This window comes from Microbacterium atlanticum, assembly GCF_015277815.1.
Lineage (GTDB): Bacteria > Actinomycetota > Actinomycetes > Actinomycetales > Microbacteriaceae > Microbacterium > Microbacterium atlanticum.
In genome coordinates, this window is sequence record NZ_CP063813.1 from 3,375,048 (window position 1) to 3,392,650 (window position 17,603).

Consider the following 17,603-nt stretch of genomic DNA (forward strand, 5'->3'; position numbering starts at 1 on the left):
ATCCGTGATCGTCAGACCTCGAGCGGGGTCACCGCGGCGACGGCCGCGTCCTCCTCGGTGGCCACCAGCTGCCCGCACGCGCCGTCGATCTCCTTGCCGCGGGTGTCGCGGAGGGTGGTCGGGATGCCGGCGTCGTTGAGCCGGCGCACGAACTCGTTCTGCACGTCGACGTCGGACGCCGTCCAGATCGAGCCGGGCGTCGGGTTCAGCGGGATGGGGTTCACGTGCACCCAGCCGCGGCCGCGGGCGTTGAGCTTCTCGGCGAGGAGATCCGCGCGCCAGGCGTGGTCGTTCATGTCCTTGATCAGGGCATACTCGATCGAGACCCGGCGACCGGTCCTGTCGAAGTAGGCGCGCGCGGCGTCGAGCGCCTCGTCGACCTTCCAGCGGGAGTTGACCGGGATGAGCTCGTCGCGCAGCTTGTCGTCGGGCGCGTGCAGCGACAGCGCGAACGTGACCGGGATGTCCTCGTTCGCGAGCTTGGTGATCGCCGGAACCAGGCCGACGCTCGAGACGGTGATGCCGCGGGCGCTCATGCCCAGGCCGTGCTCCTTGTCGACCATGACGCGGACCGCCTGCATGAGGCGCGCATAGTTGGCGAGCGGCTCGCCCATGCCCATGAACACGATGTTCGACACGCGCTCGGCCGAGTGGTCGCCCTTGCGCTTGCCGCCGAGGCCGCCGTTCGCGATGAGGCGGTTGGCGCGCACGACCTGCTCGACGATCTCGGCCGCCGACATGTTGCGCGTGAGGCCGGCCTGGCCGGTGGCGCAGAACGGGCAGTTCATGCCGCAGCCGGCCTGACTCGACACGCACAGGGTGATGCGGCCCGGGTAGCGCATGAGCACCGACTCCACGAGGGCGCCGTCGTGCAGCTTCCACAGGAACTTGATGGTGTCGCCGCGGTCGGTCTCGAGGCGGCGCACCTCGGTCAGCAGGGACGGGACCATGCCGTGCACGAAGTCCTCGCGGCCCGCCGCGGGGAGGTCGGTCATGTCGGCGGGGTCGTGCGTCCAGTGCTGGAAATAGTGCTTCTCGAGCTGCTTCGCGCGGAAGCCCGGCATCCCGAGCTCGGTGACCCTCGCGACGCGCTCCTGGGGGCTGAGGTCCGCCATGTGGACCGGCGGCTTGCCGCGCTTGGGGCTGGCGAACTGGAGGAGGGGTCGGCCCTCGGCATCCTTCTTCTGGGTCCAGCCCTCGGTCGCCGGACGCACCTGGCGGGGTTTCGTGGCGCGCACAGGCGAATCGGTCATGGATTCCAGGGTACGCGCCGGCGGCTGGACGGATGCCGTGGCCCGGCGCCGCTCTTCGGGGACCGCTTCGCCCCGCCGGGCAAGGAAACCTGGTCGGCGACGCGACACGCCGGGGCGCGGCATCCGTCACCGGCGTGTCGCCGCGATCGAGCATGCAGGACGCACCGTGGTCAACCCGGAGCGCGGGCGGGGGCGCACGGCTACCGTGGCGTCATGAGCGAGGTCACCGTCCGCCCCATCCGTCCCGACGACGCCGGCGAGGTGATGACGCTGCAGCGGGCGGCGTTCGTGCAGGAGGCGCTCATCTACGGCACCCCCGACATGCCGCCGCTGACCCAGACCCTCGAAGAGGTCGAGTCGGAGCTGCACGAGAACCTCGGCTGCGTCGCGCTGGACGGTTCGCGCATGGTCGGCGTCGTGCGCGCCCGGCTGGACGGGTCGCTGCTGCTCGTCGGACGCCTCGCGATCGCCCCCGACCGCGCCGGCGAGGGCATCGGCACGACGCTGCTTGCGGCGGTCGAGCGACGCGGCGCCGAGGCCGGTGCGACCGAGGCGGAGCTGTTCACCGGATCGCTCAGCGAGGCCAATCTGCGCCTGTACGAGCGCGAGGGCTACGTCGAGTCCGAGCGGGTGCGCGGCGACGACGGGATCGAGCAGGTGTTCCTGCGCAAGACGCTGGGGTGAGCCCGACCGCCCGGGACGACGGATGCCGCGACTAGGGTTGCTCCGTGGTCCCGCTCGACAACCTCCTCGCCTTCACGCTGGCCTCGGTCGTGCTGATCGTGATCCCGGGCCCCAGCGTGCTCTTCACGATCGGGCGCGCGCTCGCTCTCGGGCGCATGGGGGGCCTGCTGAGCGTGCTCGGCAACGCGCTGGGGCTGCTGCCGGTCATCGGCCTGGTCGCCCTCGGCGTCGGCGGCTTCGTGGCGAGGTCGGCCGTGCTGTTCACGATCCTCAAGGTGGCCGGCGCCCTCTACCTGATGTACCTCGGCGTCCAGGCCATCCGCCACCGCAACCGGGCCGCCGCGCAGGCGACCGGCGCGGGGCTGCCGCGCTCGGCGTGGCGGCAGCTCGGCGAGGGCTTCGTCGTGGGCGTGACCAACCCCAAGACCATCGCCTTCTTCGTGGCCGTGCTGCCGCAGTTCGTCGACCTCGGCGCCGGCGCCGTGCCCTGGCAGATGATCCAGCTCGGGCTCGTGTTCTTCGCCATCGCCCTGGTGTCCGACGCCGTCTGGGCGCTGGTGGCAGCCGGCGCCCGCGAGTGGTTCGGCCGCTCCCCGAAGCGCATCGCGACGCTGACGGCCACCGGCGGCGGGCTGATGATCGGGCTCGGCGGCCTCCTCCTCTTCACCGGGAACGAGCACTGAGATGACAGACCACACGACAGGCGCAGCGACGACGCGGTCCGCACAGAGGCGGCGGATCGTCTTCCTCGACGTCGACGGCACCATCGTCGAGCACGGATCCCACGTCGCCCCGTCGACCGGCGAGGCCGTGCGGGCCGCTCGGGCCGCGGGCCACCTCGTCTACCTCAGCACGGGGCGCTCCGCCGCCGACATCCATCCGAACGTGGCCGACATCGGCTTCGACGGCGCGATCACGAACTCCGGCGCGCTGGTGGTCGCCGGCGACGAGGTCGTCATCGAGCGCCCGCTCCCCCGCGAGGCGACAGAGCGGCTGCTCGCAGCGATGCGCGGTCGCGGCATCCGCTTCTTCCTGCAGACCCGCGACGGGGTCTACGCGAGCGACGACATGGCCGAGCTGATGCGCGACTATGCCGCCGTCGTGCAGGCCCGCGAGGCGGCGGGAGAGGAGGTGCGCCCGGAGGACTCGCTCGTGGGGCTCGCGCAGCGCACGTTCCCCCCGGTCGAGGAGGCCGACCTGAGCCGCATCGACAAGGCCGTGTTCGTCAGCGACCACGAGGACGGGCTGGAGCAGCTGCGGACCGACCTCGGCGACGCGTTCCTCGTCGTGCCAGGCAGCGTGCCCCTGCCGGGCGGCTCGAACGGCGAGATCAACGAGCGCGACACGACGAAGGGCTCCGCGATCCAGCTGCTGCTGGACCACCTCGGCATCGACGTCGCCGACGCGATCGCCGTGGGCGACAGCTGGAACGACATCGAGATGTTCCAGGTGTGCGGTGTCGCGGTCGCGATGGGCAACGCGCACGCCGAGCTGAAGGCCCTCGCCGACTTCGTCACGACCGACGTGCTCGACGACGGCATCGCGAACGCGTTCCGCCGGCTCGGCCTCATCTGAGCGGCCGGGTCAGCTCGGCGGCGCCGTCGGGCGGCCGGGTCAACTCGGCGGCGCCGGCGGCGCCGACGGCTCGGGCGGCTCGGCGCCGAGATTGACGAGGTTGCCGTCGACATCGCGCACCTGCGCGACACGCTCGCCCCACGGCATGTCGGTGGGCTCCCGCTCGGCCGTGCCCCCGGCGGCGAGGGCATCCCGGAAGGCGGCGTCGACGTCGTCGACGTAGAACCAGAGGGCCACGCGGTCGTGGGCCGCAGGCACGGATACCTCGGGGTCGAGCCCGATACCCAGCGATGCGCCGCCGCCGAGGGCGAGCGACACGTACACGTCGCCGCTGCCGTCCTCGGCGGGGTACCGGTACGCCAGCGTCGCGCCGAGCGCCGCCTCGTAGAAGCCGGCGAGGCGCGCGAGACCGGGGGTGGCGAGGATCGGGAACAGCGAGCGCACGGTCATGGCCGCCAGGCTACGCCGCTCCTCCCGCCCGCGGGGAAGCGCCGGGTCAGTCGAGGAAGATGTCGGGGAAGAGCTCGGAGTCGGGGGTGCCGGGGACGGCGGCGTACCCCGAGAAGTCGGTGACGCCTGCCGCCTCGAGCACGTCCTCGACGATGAGCGTCTGGCCGGTGTACCCGCGCGCGGGCCGGGTGAGGATCTCGTACGCGGCGTCGGCGTAGATCTCGGGGGTGCGGCTGACCTTCATCATGCGGTCCCCGCCCAGGGCGAACTTCACGGCCGCCGTCGCGATGGTCGTGCGCGGCCACAGCGTGTTGGCGGCGATCCCCGCCTCGGCGAACTCGGCGGCGAAGCCCAGCGTCGCCATCGTCATCCCGTACTTCGCCAGCGTGTAGCCGGTGTGCCCGCCCAGCCACCGCGGCGACAGGTTGAGCGGCGGTGAGAGCGAGAGGATGTGCGGGTTGGCGGCATCCTTCAGGATCGGCACTGCGGCGCGCGTGAGCATGAAGGTGCCCCGGACGTTCACGTCCTGCATGAGGTCGTACTTCTTCGCGTCGAGATCGAGCGATCGCGACAGGTCGATGACCGAGGCGTTGTTCACGACGATGTCGATGCCGCCGAACTCCCCCTGGGTCTTGAGGACCGCCTCGGTGACGTCGTCGTCGTTGCGGACGTCGCCGACGATGGGCAGCGCCTGCCCGCCCGCCTCGCGGATCTGCTCCGCGGCCGAGTGCACGGTGCCCTCGAGCTTCGGGTGGGGGGTGTCGGTCTTCGCCAGCAGCGCCACGTTCGCGCCGTCGCGGGCGGCGCGCAGGGCTATGGCGAGGCCGATGCCGCGGCTGCCGCCCGACATCAGGATGGTCTTGCCGGCGAGGGGCTTGTCACTCATGGGGGTCTCCTCTTGCTCAGGCTCGGGACTTGGCGGAGGCGGCGGCGAAGGCGGCCACCCGAGCGCGCGACTCGTCGGTGTCGAAGCGCGCCCCGATCGAGGCGGCCTCCTGGTCGAGGTTCTCGGCGAAGGAGCGCCCCGCGCCGGAGCGCACCAGGCGCTTGGCCTGGCCGAAGGCCGCGGTGGCGCCCGCGAGCCAGAACCGCGCGACAGCCTCGGCGCGTGACGCCACGTCGGCCGCGGGCACGACCTCGCTCACCAGGCCCCAGTCCAGCGCCGTCGCAGCGTCGATGGTGAGGTCCTGCAGCAGCAGCTGCAGGGCGCGGCGCTGCCCGACGGCCGCGGGCAGCAGCGTCGAGACGCCGAGGTCGGGGGTGAGGCCGATGTTGGCGTACTTGCTGACGAACTTCGCCTGATCCGAGGCCACGATGTAGTCCGCCGCGAGCATCAGTCCGAGGCCTCCACCCGCGACCGCGCCCTGCACGGCCGCGACGATCGGCTTGTCCGACTCGACGAACGCGCGGATGCCGTCGTGGATGGTGCGGGCCGCGGCGGTGACGTCGGCACCGGACGCGCCCGACGTCGCCATCTCGAGCACGTCGCCGCCGGCGCAGAACGCCGGGCCTGCGGCATCCAGGATGATCGCCCCGACCGAGTCGTCGGAGGTCAGCTCGTGCGCCACATCGCGCCAGCGGCCGCCCATCTCGAAGCCCATCGCGTTGAGGAAGGCGGGCCGGTTGAACGTGACGCGCGCGAGGGCGCCGTCGCGGGTGACGAGGATCGAGTCGCTCATGCGGTCTCCTTACTTCGGCGCCATGCGGATGGCGCCGTCCAGGCGGATGGTCTCGCCGTTGAGGTAGCCGTTGTCGACGATCGACATCACCAGGCGGGCGTACTCGTCGGGCTTGCCGAGGCGCTGCGGGTACGGCACCTGCTGACCGAGCGAGTCCTGCGCGGCCTGCGGCAGCGACGCGAGCATCGGGGTCTCCATGATGCCCGGGGCGATCGTGACCACGCGGATGTTGTGGCGCGCCAGCTCGCGCGCGATCGGCAGGGTCATCGCGTGTACGCCGCCCTTGGACGCCGCGTACGCCGGCTGGCCGATCTGGCCGTCGAACGCGGCGACGCTCGCCGTGCTGACGATGACGCCGCGATCGCCCTCCGCGGTGGGCTCCGCCTTCGCCATAACCGCCGACGCCTGCGCGATGACGTTGTAGGTGCCGATGAGGTTGACCCGCACGATCCGCTCGAAGGCGGCCAGCGGCGTGGGATCGCCGTCGCGGTCGAGCACTTTGGCCGGCGGGGCGATCCCGGCGCAGTTGACCACGACGCGGAGGGGAGCGGATGCCGCAGCCGTCGCGACCGCGGCAGCCACCTGGTCCGCGTCCGTGACGTCAGCCGGGGCGAACGATCCGCCCAGCTCGGCGGCGACGTCCGCGCCCGCAGAGGTGGGGAGGTCGACGATCGTGACGGCGGCGCCCGCCGCGGCAAGCCGCCGTGCGGTGGCCAGGCCGAGCCCGCTCGCGCCGCCGGTGACGAGGGCGGCGGTGCCGGTGAGGTCCATGGATTCTCCTTCGAAGTCCGGATTCGCGGAACCGCGTATCAGCATACGCGGCACTCAGTCCCATCGCCCAGCCTGCAGGCGGCACGACGGGACCGGGCCGCGGCCACTGCTCCGGGCCGTCACGGCCCCACCTGCGGGCCGATTCGCGTGAGGGCCGAGACGCGGTCGATCAGCTCGGCGGGCCGTGCCAGCAGCATGCGCGCCTCGCTGCGGGCGGCCAGGTACTCCACCAGCCGCGTCGTCGCCTGCGCATCGCGGCGCCGGTAGCCGGACAGGTAGTGCTGCGTGGCGCGCCACTCCAGCCGCTCCCCCTCGAGTGTCGTGATCACGACGAGGAAGGTGGGCGTCTCGGCCGCGTCGCCGGTCTCGAGGCCGCCGGCCACGCCGCCGAGCAGGGCCGCCGCCATGTCGGAGATCGCGGGGTAGGGCCACCAGGACCCCGGCGGCTCCACTGCGACGGCGTGTACCTGGGTCCACGGCACGAACTGCGACCGAGGCTCGCCGATGTGACGGGAGAGCCCTTCCGGCGAGAGCCGGACGTGCCGCGCGGCGGTGTCGCCGATCGCGAGGAAAGGTTCGGCGCCCTCGAGCGCCGTGAGGGGTCCTCGCCGGCGGGTGGCGCGCGTGGTGGGCATGCCCCCATCCCACCACGTCGGTGGCGCACCGCGGTGGGGGCGGGTTGGATGGGGGCATGGAGATCCGGCTCAAGCGCGTCTACGACGACCCGGCCCCTGAGGACGGCTTCCGCGTACTCGTCGACCGGCTGTGGCCCCGCGGGCTCTCGAAGGAGCGGGCCGCACTCGACCTGTGGGCGAAGGACGTCGCCCCCTCGACCGAGCTGCGCAAGGCCTTCCATCACGACGACATGTCGTGGCCGGGCTTCGAGACGGCCTACCGGGCTGAACTCGATGGCCCGGCGCGCACGGCCGTCGCCTCGCTGCGCGCCGAGCTCGCGCCGCACGCCGTCGTCACCCTGCTGCACGCCATTCACGACGACACTCACAACCACGCCCTGATCCTCCGCGACGTCCTCGAGGCCTGACGCGGTGTCGATCCCCCTCGCAGACGTCGACGCCCCGGTGCGGGTGCGCGCGCTCGCACGCGGCGCAGGTCTTGCACCGGTGTGGCTCAATGAGCTCGGCGGCGTGACATTCCGCACCGACGACGGCCGGTTCATCAAGCACGGGCCGCGCAACGCCGAGACGTCGTTCGCGGGCGAGGCCGAGCGCCTCCGCTGGGCGGGCGCGCACACGGCGGTGCCCCAGGTGCTCGAGGTCGGCGGCGATGATACGCACGAGTGGCTCGTGACCGCGGCGCTTCGCGGCTCGTCGGCGGTGGACCCGCGATGGGTCGAGGACCCCGCGACCGCCGTCCGCGCCATCGGGGAGGGTCTGCGCGCGCTGCACGAGGCGCTCCCGGTGCGGGGCTGCCCCTTTGACTGGGGCGTGCCCGCGCGCATCGCGAACGCCGCGGCGCGCGGCATCCGTCTTCCTGACAGACTCCGCGAGCCGCCGCCGATCGACCGGCTCGTCGTGTGCCACGGCGACGCCTGCTGCCCCAACACGCTGATCGGCGACGACGGCCGCTGGAGCGGGCACGTCGACCTCGGCGCCCTGGGCGCCGCCGACCGCTGGGCCGACATCGCCGTGGCGTCGATGTCGACGGCATGGAACTATGGCGAGGGATGGGAGGACGCGCTCATCGAGGCGTATGGGATCGCACCGGATCGCGAGCGTCTGACCTACTACCGGGAGCTGTGGAACGCGACATGACCGAGATCACCGGCACCGTGGCCAAGATCGACGGTGCGCCCAACCTCGTCATCCTGCGGCGCTTCCGCGCCGGGGCCGACGAGGTCTGGCGCCACCTGACCGAGTCCGCCCTGCTGCAGGCCTGGATCGGCCGCTGGGAGGGCCACCCCGCCTCGGGACACGTCACCTTCTTCATGACAGCGGAGGGACAGGATGCCGAGCCCGAGGAGTACACCATCCTCGAGTGCGACCGGCCACGCCGGTTCGCCGGCGACACGTCGCAGGGCAGCGGCTCGTGGCACCTGTGGTTCGAGCTCGCGGAGGACTCCCCCGGCGACACGGTCCTGACGTTCGGGCAGCGCCTGAACCCGAGCGAGGACGTCGGCTCGATCGGCCCCGGCTGGGAGTACTACCTCGACCGGCTCGTCGCCGCCCATGCCGGGCTGGACGCGGACGAGGTGAAGTGGGACGACTACTTCCCGGCCCTGCAGCCCGCCTACGAGCGGCTGGTCGCCGCCGACTGACGTCCGCGCTCGCTCACGACCACACGAAGCGGAAGGTGCCCACCGCGACCGCGGCGCCGATCGCGGCGGCCATGATGGCAAGGCCGCCGGCCAGCGCGACGGCGTCGCGCGCGTGCAGGCGCGACGGCCGCGACCAGGTGCGGGGGATGCCGGCGCCGAAGCCGCGGGACTCCATGGCCATCGCGAGCTTGGTGCCGCGGCGGACGGCGAACACGAGCAGCACGAACGCCATGGAGTACAAGCGCCGGACGGCTCCGGTGTCGCCGACGCCGCGCGCGCGGCGCGCGAGCTGCATGCTGCGCCAGTCGTCGAGGAACAGCCCGAGCGTGCGCGTGCCGGCGAGCACCCCGAGCACGAGCCGGCTCGGCAGCTTCGCGACCTGGGCGAGCGCGTCGGCGAGCTCGGTGGGGTCGGTGCGTCCGAAGAGCAGGATGGTGGGCAGCGCCAGCGCCAGCACCCGCAGGCACACCGCCACCGCCAGCGCGATCGAGTCGTCGCTGACCGTCGCGTACCAGAACGACCAGTGGACGGTGCCGCCGGGCTCGGCGTACAGCAGCATGCTGATCCCCGCGACCGGCGCGAAGACGAGGACCGGCAGCATCCGCTTCAGCACCGTCACGGCGGCGAGTCCGGTGAGGGGCAGGCACGCGAGCTGGAGGGCGATGGCGACCAGCGAGCTCGTGACGTCGATGGAGGCCAGCAGCGGCACCGACAGCAGCAGTGCGAGCGCGATCTTGGTGACCGGATTGACGCCGTCCAGCCATGCGCCCGCCGCGGCGGCGTCGCCGGTGCGCCCGTCGCGGGCCGTGACGGCGGTCACGACCCCACCCCCGTCGAGACGGCCGCGCCCAGGTCGATGCGGTGGGCGCCGAGGTGGTGCCGCACGTCCTCGTCGTGCGTGACGGCGACGACCGTCGTGCCCGCCGCGATCTCGGACTGCAGCAGCTGCACGAGCTCGATCCACCCGCGGCGGTCCTGCCCGAACGTGGGCTCGTCCAGCACGATGACCGGCGGCGCGTCGGCGAGCACGGTGGCCACCGACAGTCGGCGCTTCTGCCCGCCGGAGAGGGTGAACGGGTTCGCCGCGGCGAGGGGCGCGAGGTGGAGCCGCTCGAGCAGCTCGTCGACGATCATGCCCACGGCCGCCGCCTCGACGCCGCGCGAGCGCGGTCCGATGGCCAGTTCGTCGCGCACGGTCGCGGCGAGGAACTGGTGCTCAGGCTCCTGGAACACCGTGCCGATACGGGTGAGCAGCTCCCGCGACGTCCACCGCGACGGGCGGCGACCGGAGCGCCCGGCGAGCTCGGGGGCCGCGAGGACCTCCCCTGACGCCTCGGGCAGCAGCCCCGCGAGCGTCAGCGCCAGGGTCGACTTGCCGGCACCGTTGGGCCCCGTGATGGCGGTCGCCGCGCCACGGGTCACCTCGAGGTCGAGTCCGGCGCGCACGATCGCGCGCCCGTCCCGCGAGATCGAGAGAGCGGATGCCGCCACCGCCGCGGGCGCCTCGGCGCGGGCGCCGGGCAGCACCGGGAGGCCGACGGGCAGCCCCGGCACCCAGACGCCCGCCGCCGCGAGCGCGGCGCCGTGACGGGCGAACACCTCGGCGGGGGCCCCGTCGGCGAGGAGGCCGCCGTCGGCGCCGACCACCATGACCCGGTCCATGAGGTCGGCCCACACCGCCGTGCGGTGCTCGATGACGACGAGCGTGGCGCCGGTCTCGGCCACCACGCGCTCCACGCTCGCGCGCACCTCGCGCACCCCGTCGGGATCGAGGTTCGCCGTCGGCTCGTCCAGCAGCAGCACCCCCGGGCGCATCGCGAGCACCCCCGCGAGTGCGAGGCGCTGCTTCTGACCGCCCGACAGCGCCTTGGTGTGACGGTCCAGCGGCACGCGCAGGCCGACCGCGTCGAGGGCCTCGGTCACCCGCGCCGGGATCTCGCCGACAGGCACCCCGAGGTTCTCGGGCCCGAAGGCCACATCGTCACCGACCTTCGAGAGCACGACGCCGGAGTCCGGGTCCTGGATCACCAGGCCCACGCGACCGCGGTGCGCTTCGGCACGCTCGCCGTCGATGAGCAGCGCGCCGGTCTCATCGCCCTCGTCGGCGCCGCCGAGGAGCCCGGCCATCCCCGCCAGGAGCGTCGACTTGCCCGCGCCCGAGGCGCCGAGGAGCAGCACGCGCTGGCCGGGCTCGATCGTGAAGGAGACGTCGCGGACCGCGGGCGCCCGCCGCCCGGCGTAGCGCCACCCCCAGCCGGCCGCCGTGATGCGGGCGGGGCGGGTGCCCGCCACCGTCAGACCTCGCGTCGCGCTTCGCGTCCGGCCGCGAATCGGCTGAGCGCGCCGGTCGCGGCGAGAGCGCGCACCGCCAGCCAGCCGACGACACCGGCCAGCAGCGCGCCCGAGACGACGAGCGACACCAGGTAGATGGTGTTGAACTCGAGCGTCTTGAGGATGTTCGGCGAGCTGCCGTAGAACAGCTCGAACACCCATGCCCCCGCTGCCGCGCCGACGCCGGCCAGCATCGCGACGGGCAGCGTGAAGCGCCGGTAGAGGAAGAGCGCGAAGACGAGCTCGGCTCCGAGACCCTGGACGATCCCGGACAGCAGCGTGGAGACGCCCCACACGTTGCCGATGAGCATCGAGACGATCGCCGCGATCACCTCGACGAGCAGCGCCGCTCCCGGCTTGCGGATGACGAGTCCGCCGATGACGCCGCCGATGAGCCAGATCCCGACAGCGAGACCGCCCAGGCCGGGCGTCAGTGCGTCCATCGCGGTGAACCAGGCGTAGCCGACCGTGTTCCAGGCCCAGAAGACGAGGCCGATGGCAACGCCGAGGACGGCGGCGACGACGATGTCGACGACACGCCACCGCAGCGTGCGAGTCGTTGACGAGGGGGCCCCGACGGGGGTGGACGCGGACGTGGATGCGTGCATGTGAACTCCTCCCTGCGCCGGCATGATCCGGATCAGGTTCGACGGTCGAAGCGTGGGTCGCTTCCTCTCAGCCCGGCTCACCGGACTCCCGTGGTCGTGAGGTGAGTATACCGCCCGGTTGACGGGTACTTTGGGTGCGTGACCCTCGACGACGCGTCCGCGCCCACGCGCCGCGCGCTGCGCGCGCGGTCGCGGGTCGTGCCGGGCGGAGCGCCCGAGGATCCGGTCGAGAGCGGGACCCTCACCATGCCGACCGGCGGCGCCGCCGACACGTCGCACCCGGGAACGCACACGGCGCCGGAGGAGGTCACGCTCGCTCCCCCGACGATCGCGACGGTGCCGCTCGGCGGCACCGTCGCGACCGCAGCCCCGGCCGTACCCGCGTTCGACCCGCCGGAGACCACGCTCGCGCCTCCCCCGGGACGCGTCACCACGGAGTTCACGCCCGTCGAACAGCTCGACAGCACCGCGTCGCCGCCGGAGGGCGAGCCGGTCGAGCCCGCCGCCCCGGACCCGGTCGCGACCCTCGCCGGCCCGGCTGGCGGCGAAGCGCCGTCGGCGTCCTACGGCACGCAGGCCCTCGCGTGGGTCGACGACACCGCCCTCGCCGCCGCCTCGACGCCCCCGGACCTCGTGGCGGCATCGGTGCCATACGTCGCCGTCGAGCCCAGCCTGCTCGCCGATCCCCCGCGCGACTCGCCGCTGCGCCCCGGGGTGGTGGTGCCGGCACTCGTGATCGCGGGGCTGGTGGGCGCCTACTCCGCGACGACCCTGCTCTGGCCGCTGCACGCCGTGGCGCCGGCGGTCACCGCCATCGAGGTGCAGCCGCAGGCCGCGCCGACCGCCGTCCCGGTGTGGCCCGCCGAGGGCAGCGCGGCCCAAGCGGTGGCCGGCATCCCCGGGACGCTCTCGTCGTCGCCCGATCCGGCGGCCATCGCGAGCATCACCAAGGTCGTGACGGCCCTCGTCGTCCTCGATGAGATGCCCCTCGCGCTCGGCGAAGCGGGCCCCGAGTTCCGCTTCACCGGGGCGGACAACTCCGAGTACTGGCAGTACCGCGCACGCGGCGAGTCGGCACTCGACGTGCCGGTGGGCGGCACGCTCACCGAGTATCAGATGCTCGAGGGCATGCTGATCGGGTCGGCGAACAACTACGCCGACCGTCTCGCGGAGAACCTGTGGCCCTCCGACGCGGTCTACGCGTCGGCGGCGAACGAGTGGCTCCGCACGCACGGCGTGCCTGGCGTGCAGGTCGTCGAGCCCACGGGGATGGATGCGCGCAACGCGGCCTCGCCCGAGGCGCTCATCACCCTGGCGCAGAAGGCTCTGGCACATCCGGTCATCGCCGAGATCGTCGCCAAGCCGACGACCGAGCTGCCCGGAGCGGGCCTCGTCGAGAACACGAACGAGCTGCTGGCCGATCCGGGCGTCGTCGGCATCAAGACCGGCACCCTCGACGAGTGGAACCTGCTGTCGGCCAAGGACGTCACGGTCGGCGACACGACCGTCCGCCTCTACGCATCGGTGCTCGGGCAGCCCGACGACGACGCTCGGCTCGCCGCCTCCCGGGCGATCTACTCCCAGCTCGAGCAGGAGCTTCAGCTGCGCCCCTCCGTCACCGCCGGCACCGTCGCGGGTGTCGTCGAGACCAGATGGGGCGACGAGGTGGACGTCGTCACGACCGGCGACGCGGCGGTGATCCTGTGGAACGGCGGCACGGGCGCCGTCACGACGACGTACGACCTCGGCGACGGCCGCGAGGACGGCGACGTCGTCGGTTCGCTGACCGTGCGCGGGCCGCTCGACGACGCCACCGTCGAGCTGCGACTGGACGGCGACGTGCCCGATCCCTCGCCGTGGTGGCGCCTCACGCACCCGCTCGATCTGTTCGGGCTCAACGACTGAGCCAGGCCCCGCGGGCCACCGGGGCATCGTCTCGGGCCCGCGCCGAGACTCCAGGAGAGCAATGAAGTTCGCGCGACTCGGCCCGCCCGCAGGCGAGATCCCCGTCGTCCTCGACGCGGGCCGCCACCTCGATCTGCGACCGCTCACCTCCGATATCGACGGCACCTTCCTCGCCGACGACCCGGTCGGCCGCACGTCCGCGGCGATCGCCGACGGGCGGCTCCCGGAGCTGGACGGCGCAGCGGGACTGCGCGTCGGCGCCCCGATCGCGCGACCGAGCGCCGTGGTGTGCATCGGCATGAACTACGCCGCGCACGCCGCCGAGTCCGGCTCGGCGCCACCCAGCGTGCCGGTGATGTTCCTCAAGACGCCCAACACGGTCGTGGGCCCCTTCGACCCGGTCACGATCCCGCGCGGGAGCGAGAAGACCGACTGGGAGGTGGAGCTCGGAGTCGTCATCGGCCGGCGCGCCGCGTATCTCGACTCTGCCGCGGACGCCGCGGCGCACATCGCGGGCTTCGTGGCGGCCAACGACGTCTCGGAGCGCACGTTCCAGCTGGAGGTCTCGGGCGGGCAGTGGTCGAAGGGCAAGTGCGCGCCGGGCTTCAACCCGACCGGGCCCTGGCTGGTCACCCCCGACGAGGTCGATCCGCAGGCGCTGCGCCTGCACAGCCGCGTCAACGGCGAGCCGCGGCAGGACTCCTCCACCGCCGACATGATCTTCCCCGTCGACCACATCGTGTGGCATCTGTCGCAGTTCCTGACCCTCGAACCCGGCGACCTGATCCTCACCGGCACTCCCGAGGGCGTGGCCCTGTCGGGGAGGTTCCCCTATCTCGCCGCGGGCGACGTCGTGGAGATCGAGATCGAGGGCCTCGGCGCACAGCGGCAGGAGTTCATCGCGTGGCGGGCGACGCGATGAGCGGTCCGCAGCTGGAGGGCCTCGTCGCCGTCGTGACCGGCGGGGCGTCGGGCATCGGCGCGGCGATCGCCGCCCGGCTCGCCGCCGAGGGCGCCGAGGTCGCGGTCCTCGACCGCGACACCGCGGGCGTCGACCCGCGGTTCGCCGCCTTCGCCGCGGATGTGTCGGATCGCGCCGCTGTCGAGCGGGCGGTCGCCCAGGTCGCCGAGCGGTTCGGCCGCATCGACATCGTGGTCAACAACGCGGGCATCGGCGCGCAGGGCGACGTGGCCGCCAACGACGACGAGGAGTGGGCACGGGTGCTGTCGGTCAACGTCACCGGCATCGCGCGGGTGACCGCTGCGGCTCTGCCGTGGCTGCGCCGGTCGCCGGCCGCAGCGGTCTGCAACACGTCGTCGATCGCCGCCACAGCGGGCCTGCCGCAGCGCGCACTGTACAGCGCGTCGAAGGGGGCTGTGCTGGCGCTGACCCGGGCGATGGCCGCCGACCACCTGCGCGAGGGCATCCGCGTCAACGCGGTGAACCCCGGCACCGCCGACACGCCGTGGGTGGCCCGGCTGCTGGAGCAGGCACCCGACCCGGTCGCCGAGCGGGCAGCGCTCGAGGAGCGTCAGCCGCACGGGCGCCTCGTGTCGGCCGACGAGGTCGCCGGCGCCGTGCTCTATCTGGTGAGCCCGCTGTCGGGGTCGACCACCGGCACGTTCCTCGAGGTCGACGGCGGCATGTCGGGTCTCCGGCTCCGCCCCGCCCGCGGCTGAGGTCAGGCGAAGCTCACGGTCTGCTGCAGGCGGGTGCGGTAGTCGAAGACCTCGTTCCCGCCGATGTCGCGCGCTCCCGTGATGCCGCGCCGCAGCACGGTGCTGAGGGCACTGCGGGATGCCACGGCCACGCGTACGCCGCGGACCTTGCCGAGCTCCTCGATGGGCTCGAGCACGTCCTCGTCGGGCAGCACCACCACGGCACCGCTGAAGCGGACGCCTGCCGCGCGGGCGATCACGCGCATGCGCCCGAGCAGCTCGGCGATGGGCGTGCCGGGCACCCCGTCGCCCACGAACTCGCCGCGGCGGATCCGCACCGGTCCTCCGAAGTCCTCCGACAGCACGCCGTAGAGACCGCTCGGCCCGAGCACGATGTGGTCGATCTTCGCGTCGGGGTCGCCGCCCCGCCCGGCGGCGGCGACGTCGTGCCAGACGGTGTAGCCCATGCCGAGGTCCGCCACGATGCGCGCCGTGGCCTCCTCGGCGAGCGCATCGGCGAGGAGGCGTCGCAGACCCACCGGCGCGGAGCGCACCAGCGCGGGGTCGTAGGGGTCGTCGACCGTCACGCCCCGGCCCGCCCACTCGCGGATCAGCGTGAGGTAGCGCTCTCGCCGCCACCCGCCGGGATGGCCGTAGGAGCGGGCGCGAGGGCGTGTGTCGGTGCGCGCCGCGGGCGGCCGCCAGCCCGACCACTCGGGCGGCGCCGCATCGCCGAACCCGTGCCCGCGGTCATACGCCGCGCGCGCCTCGGGCGTTCCGACGAGCTCCCACGCCCGCTGCACCTGGATGAACACGGCCGCGTCGCCGCCGGTGTCGGGATGGGTCTGCCGCAGGCGCAGGCGATACGCCTTGCGGAGCGTCTCGTCATCGACGTCGGGGTCGACGGCGAGCACCTCGTACGCCGACGCCGAGAGCGGACTGTCGAACACCGGATCCTCCCGCGGGTCTGCCGCGCGCCGCGGCCGGACTCAGGTTACGGCACCGTGCCCGGGACGGGCTCGTCGCGGCGCTCGTTGCGCCGCGCGTACGCGGCCGCGCTGCGGCTCGAGAGGGCGAGGAGGACCAGGATGTCCAGGCTCAGCGACACGAACGTGCTGTCCAGCGTGATCTCCTGCCCCTGCGCCCACCACGCGAAGAAGGACGTGCTGATCGAGCCCGCCGCGATGACCATGACGATCACGCGCGCCCAGTTGCGCCCGCGGTAGACCAGGATCGCCAGCAGCATGTCGATGAGCAGCACCGTGCCGCCGGCCGCCAGCACGAGCCACAGCGCGGCCTGTGCGCCCTCGGGGGACGGGTCGAACCCGTCGAGCATCGCCCCGGGGTCGTCGATGAGGTCGTCCCAGCCGAGGGCGAGACCGCCGAGCACCACGATGCCCGCCAGCACCCGCAGCAGGACGAGGGCCGTGCCGGCGACGATCGTGGGCGGCCGGCGCATGTCGGGGTCGTACCCGGTCGGCTTCAGCAGTCGTCCCGGCGGCTCGAACGCGGGCCGCTTCTGGGGCACCGGCGGTGGATCGGGGGGCGGGGGTGCGACGCTCATGCCGTCACGTCCTCCGGGTCGGCGGGGGGAGCGGGGAGCGCCCGCACGTCCACGATCGGCAGGTCGCCGTCGGTGCGGATGCTGTCGCCGCCGCCGTTGCGCGCGTGATAGCCCGTGGCGAAATCGGCGATGACGTCCACGGCGACGCGGGGGTCGGCATCCGTCACCGTCTTGACGATGTGGTCGCGCTCGACATCGGTGTCGGCGTCGATGCGGTGGGTGACCTGGAGCGTGAACAGCGAGAGCCCGACGCTGGTGTCGAACGTGCCGGCCGCCAGCCAGTCCACGCGCCGCCCGCCGGGCAGCAGCCACCCGTCGGGGCACCGCCAGAATCGCACGTGGTGCCGCTGGGCGGGGTTGCCGTCGACTTCCTGCTGGTAGGCGAAGTCCTGCTGACGGCCGAAGAGGAACAGCGGGCTCACGGGGGCCTCGTCGTAGCTGCGGCGGGTGAGCGTCGACGTGATGATCCGCCAGGACGAGCCGAGCGTGACCGGGTCGGCCGGGGTCCAGCCGGCCGCCCGCATCGCCGCCTGGATCTGCTCGCCGGTGCCGAGGAACGCGAGGTTGACCGGATCACCGAGGAGGCCGTCGCTGGTGCGGGTGCGGCCGATGAAGTAGTCCGGCACGTAGACGGTGGTGAGGATGCGGTGCAGCCTCGGCAGCACGAGGTAGGCCAGCAAGACCCAGAAGGCGATGAAGAAGGGAACGCCCCACCACCCCACCCGGAAGGTCTCGGTGAAGCTGAGGTAGGCCAGCCACAGCGCGGCCGCACCGGCGAAGACGAAGAAGAACCAGTCGATCGCGACCCCGAGGGAGTAGGCGCGCCGCCGGCTGCTCATGGTCTCCCCG

General features: G+C 73.1%; 21 protein-coding genes and 1 riboswitch. Of the genes, 9 read left to right on the top strand and 12 right to left on the bottom strand.

What is annotated here, in order from left to right; all coding sequences use genetic code 11:
* Positions 1–11: 11 nt before the first annotated feature.
* Positions 12–1,253, bottom strand: coding sequence for a dual-specificity RNA methyltransferase RlmN (gene rlmN, locus IR212_RS15410; protein ID WP_194396729.1), 1,242 nt, complete (start codon positions 1,251–1,253; stop codon positions 12–14).
* Positions 1,254–1,466: 213 nt separating this feature from the next.
* Here rlmN and IR212_RS15415 point away from each other — a divergent pair, with 213 nt between their 5' ends.
* The 3 genes from IR212_RS15415 to IR212_RS15425 are packed head-to-tail and all read left to right on the top strand — an operon-like array spanning position 1,467 to position 3,512.
* Positions 1,467–1,937, top strand: coding sequence for a GNAT family N-acetyltransferase (locus tag IR212_RS15415; protein ID WP_194396730.1), 471 nt, complete (start codon positions 1,467–1,469; stop codon positions 1,935–1,937).
* A gap of 44 nt (positions 1,938–1,981) precedes the next feature.
* Entirely contained in the window at positions 1,982–2,620 is a 639-nt protein-coding gene (locus IR212_RS15420) for a LysE family translocator (RefSeq protein WP_194396731.1), read from the top strand.
* Position 2,621: 1 nt separating this feature from the next.
* Positions 2,622–3,512, top strand: coding sequence for a Cof-type HAD-IIB family hydrolase (locus IR212_RS15425; RefSeq protein WP_194396732.1), 891 nt, complete (start codon positions 2,622–2,624; stop codon positions 3,510–3,512).
* Positions 3,513–3,551: 39 nt separating this feature from the next.
* Here the strand turns inward: IR212_RS15425 and IR212_RS15430 are convergent, their stop codons facing one another.
* The 5 genes from IR212_RS15430 to IR212_RS15450 all read right to left on the bottom strand — a co-directional run bounded on the left by IR212_RS15430 (position 3,552) and on the right by IR212_RS15450 (position 7,047).
* The gene (locus tag IR212_RS15430; RefSeq protein WP_194396733.1) at positions 3,552–3,962 is read right to left on the bottom strand and encodes a VOC family protein; all 411 of its coding nucleotides are present in this window, start codon (positions 3,960–3,962) and stop codon (positions 3,552–3,554) included.
* 46 nt (positions 3,963–4,008) lie between these two features.
* The gene (locus IR212_RS15435) at positions 4,009–4,848 is read right to left on the bottom strand and encodes an SDR family oxidoreductase (protein ID WP_194396734.1); all 840 of its coding nucleotides are present in this window, start codon (positions 4,846–4,848) and stop codon (positions 4,009–4,011) included.
* A gap of 16 nt (positions 4,849–4,864) precedes the next feature.
* The gene (locus IR212_RS15440) at positions 4,865–5,641 is read right to left on the bottom strand and encodes an enoyl-CoA hydratase/isomerase family protein (RefSeq protein ID WP_194396735.1); all 777 of its coding nucleotides are present in this window, start codon (positions 5,639–5,641) and stop codon (positions 4,865–4,867) included.
* 9 nt (positions 5,642–5,650) lie between these two features.
* Complete coding sequence (locus IR212_RS15445; protein WP_194396736.1) at positions 5,651–6,412, bottom strand: SDR family NAD(P)-dependent oxidoreductase; 762 nt, start codon at positions 6,410–6,412, stop codon at positions 5,651–5,653.
* A 119-nt stretch (positions 6,413–6,531) separates the two neighbouring features.
* On the bottom strand, positions 6,532–7,047 hold the full coding sequence (locus IR212_RS15450; RefSeq protein ID WP_194396737.1) for a hypothetical protein: 516 nt from the start codon (positions 7,045–7,047) through the stop codon (positions 6,532–6,534).
* 56 nt (positions 7,048–7,103) lie between these two features.
* Between IR212_RS15450 and IR212_RS15455 the strand changes: the two genes are divergently transcribed.
* From IR212_RS15455 to IR212_RS15465, 3 genes are read left to right on the top strand one after another with little or no spacing between them, the layout of a single operon-like run.
* Complete coding sequence (locus tag IR212_RS15455) at positions 7,104–7,454, top strand: DUF488 domain-containing protein (protein WP_194396738.1); 351 nt, start codon at positions 7,104–7,106, stop codon at positions 7,452–7,454.
* A gap of 4 nt (positions 7,455–7,458) precedes the next feature.
* Positions 7,459–8,184 (top strand): aminoglycoside 3'-phosphotransferase, encoded by a 726-nt coding sequence (locus tag IR212_RS15460; RefSeq protein WP_194396739.1) that lies wholly within the window; start codon positions 7,459–7,461, stop codon positions 8,182–8,184.
* Positions 8,181–8,687 carry an SRPBCC domain-containing protein gene (locus IR212_RS15465; RefSeq protein ID WP_194396740.1) on the top strand — a complete coding sequence of 169 codons (507 nt, stop codon included), beginning with the start codon at positions 8,181–8,183 and terminating at the stop codon, positions 8,685–8,687. Before IR212_RS15460 ends, IR212_RS15465 begins: the two co-directional genes overlap by 4 nt.
* Before the next feature lie 13 nt (positions 8,688–8,700).
* Here the strand turns inward: IR212_RS15465 and IR212_RS15470 are convergent, their stop codons facing one another.
* The 3 genes from IR212_RS15470 to IR212_RS15480 form a co-directional block, all read right to left on the bottom strand.
* Positions 8,701–9,507: an energy-coupling factor transporter transmembrane component T family protein gene (locus tag IR212_RS15470; protein ID WP_194396741.1), complete on the bottom strand. Its 807-nt coding sequence runs from the start codon at positions 9,505–9,507 to the stop codon at positions 8,701–8,703.
* On the bottom strand, positions 9,504–10,979 hold the full coding sequence (locus IR212_RS15475) for an ABC transporter ATP-binding protein (protein WP_337907608.1): 1,476 nt from the start codon (positions 10,977–10,979) through the stop codon (positions 9,504–9,506). Before IR212_RS15475 ends, IR212_RS15470 begins: the two co-directional genes overlap by 4 nt.
* A gap of 2 nt (positions 10,980–10,981) precedes the next feature.
* Entirely contained in the window at positions 10,982–11,626 is a 645-nt protein-coding gene (locus IR212_RS15480) for an ECF transporter S component (protein ID WP_228479368.1), read from the bottom strand.
* Positions 11,617–11,728: riboswitch (TPP riboswitch) on the bottom strand. Its footprint overlaps the gene before it by 10 nt.
* Before the next feature lie 36 nt (positions 11,729–11,764).
* Here IR212_RS15480 and IR212_RS15485 point away from each other — a divergent pair.
* The 3 genes from IR212_RS15485 (at position 11,765) to IR212_RS15495 (ending at position 15,211) form a co-directional block, all read left to right on the top strand.
* A complete protein-coding gene (locus IR212_RS15485) occupies positions 11,765–13,531 on the top strand; it encodes a D-alanyl-D-alanine carboxypeptidase family protein (protein ID WP_228479369.1) in 1,767 nt (588 codons plus the stop codon).
* A 61-nt stretch (positions 13,532–13,592) separates the two neighbouring features.
* Positions 13,593–14,453, top strand: coding sequence for a fumarylacetoacetate hydrolase family protein (locus tag IR212_RS15490; RefSeq protein ID WP_194396742.1), 861 nt, complete (start codon positions 13,593–13,595; stop codon positions 14,451–14,453).
* Positions 14,450–15,211 (top strand): SDR family NAD(P)-dependent oxidoreductase, encoded by a 762-nt coding sequence (locus IR212_RS15495; RefSeq protein WP_194398723.1) that lies wholly within the window; start codon positions 14,450–14,452, stop codon positions 15,209–15,211. Before IR212_RS15490 ends, IR212_RS15495 begins: the two co-directional genes overlap by 4 nt.
* Before the next feature lie 2 nt (positions 15,212–15,213).
* Here IR212_RS15495 and IR212_RS15500 read toward each other — a convergent pair whose 3' ends face one another.
* Genes IR212_RS15500 through IR212_RS15510 form a run of 3 tightly spaced genes read right to left on the bottom strand, consistent with a single transcriptional unit; the run spans position 15,214 to position 17,593 of the window.
* Positions 15,214–16,140 carry a J domain-containing protein gene (locus IR212_RS15500; protein ID WP_194396743.1) on the bottom strand — a complete coding sequence of 309 codons (927 nt, stop codon included), beginning with the start codon at positions 16,138–16,140 and terminating at the stop codon, positions 15,214–15,216.
* Positions 16,141–16,184: 44 nt separating this feature from the next.
* The gene (locus IR212_RS15505; RefSeq protein WP_194396744.1) at positions 16,185–16,754 is read right to left on the bottom strand and encodes a hypothetical protein; all 570 of its coding nucleotides are present in this window, start codon (positions 16,752–16,754) and stop codon (positions 16,185–16,187) included.
* Positions 16,751–17,593 carry an LssY C-terminal domain-containing protein gene (locus tag IR212_RS15510; protein WP_194396746.1) on the bottom strand — a complete coding sequence of 281 codons (843 nt, stop codon included), beginning with the start codon at positions 17,591–17,593 and terminating at the stop codon, positions 16,751–16,753. Before IR212_RS15510 ends, IR212_RS15505 begins: the two co-directional genes overlap by 4 nt.
* Positions 17,594–17,603: the final 10 nt, after the last annotated feature.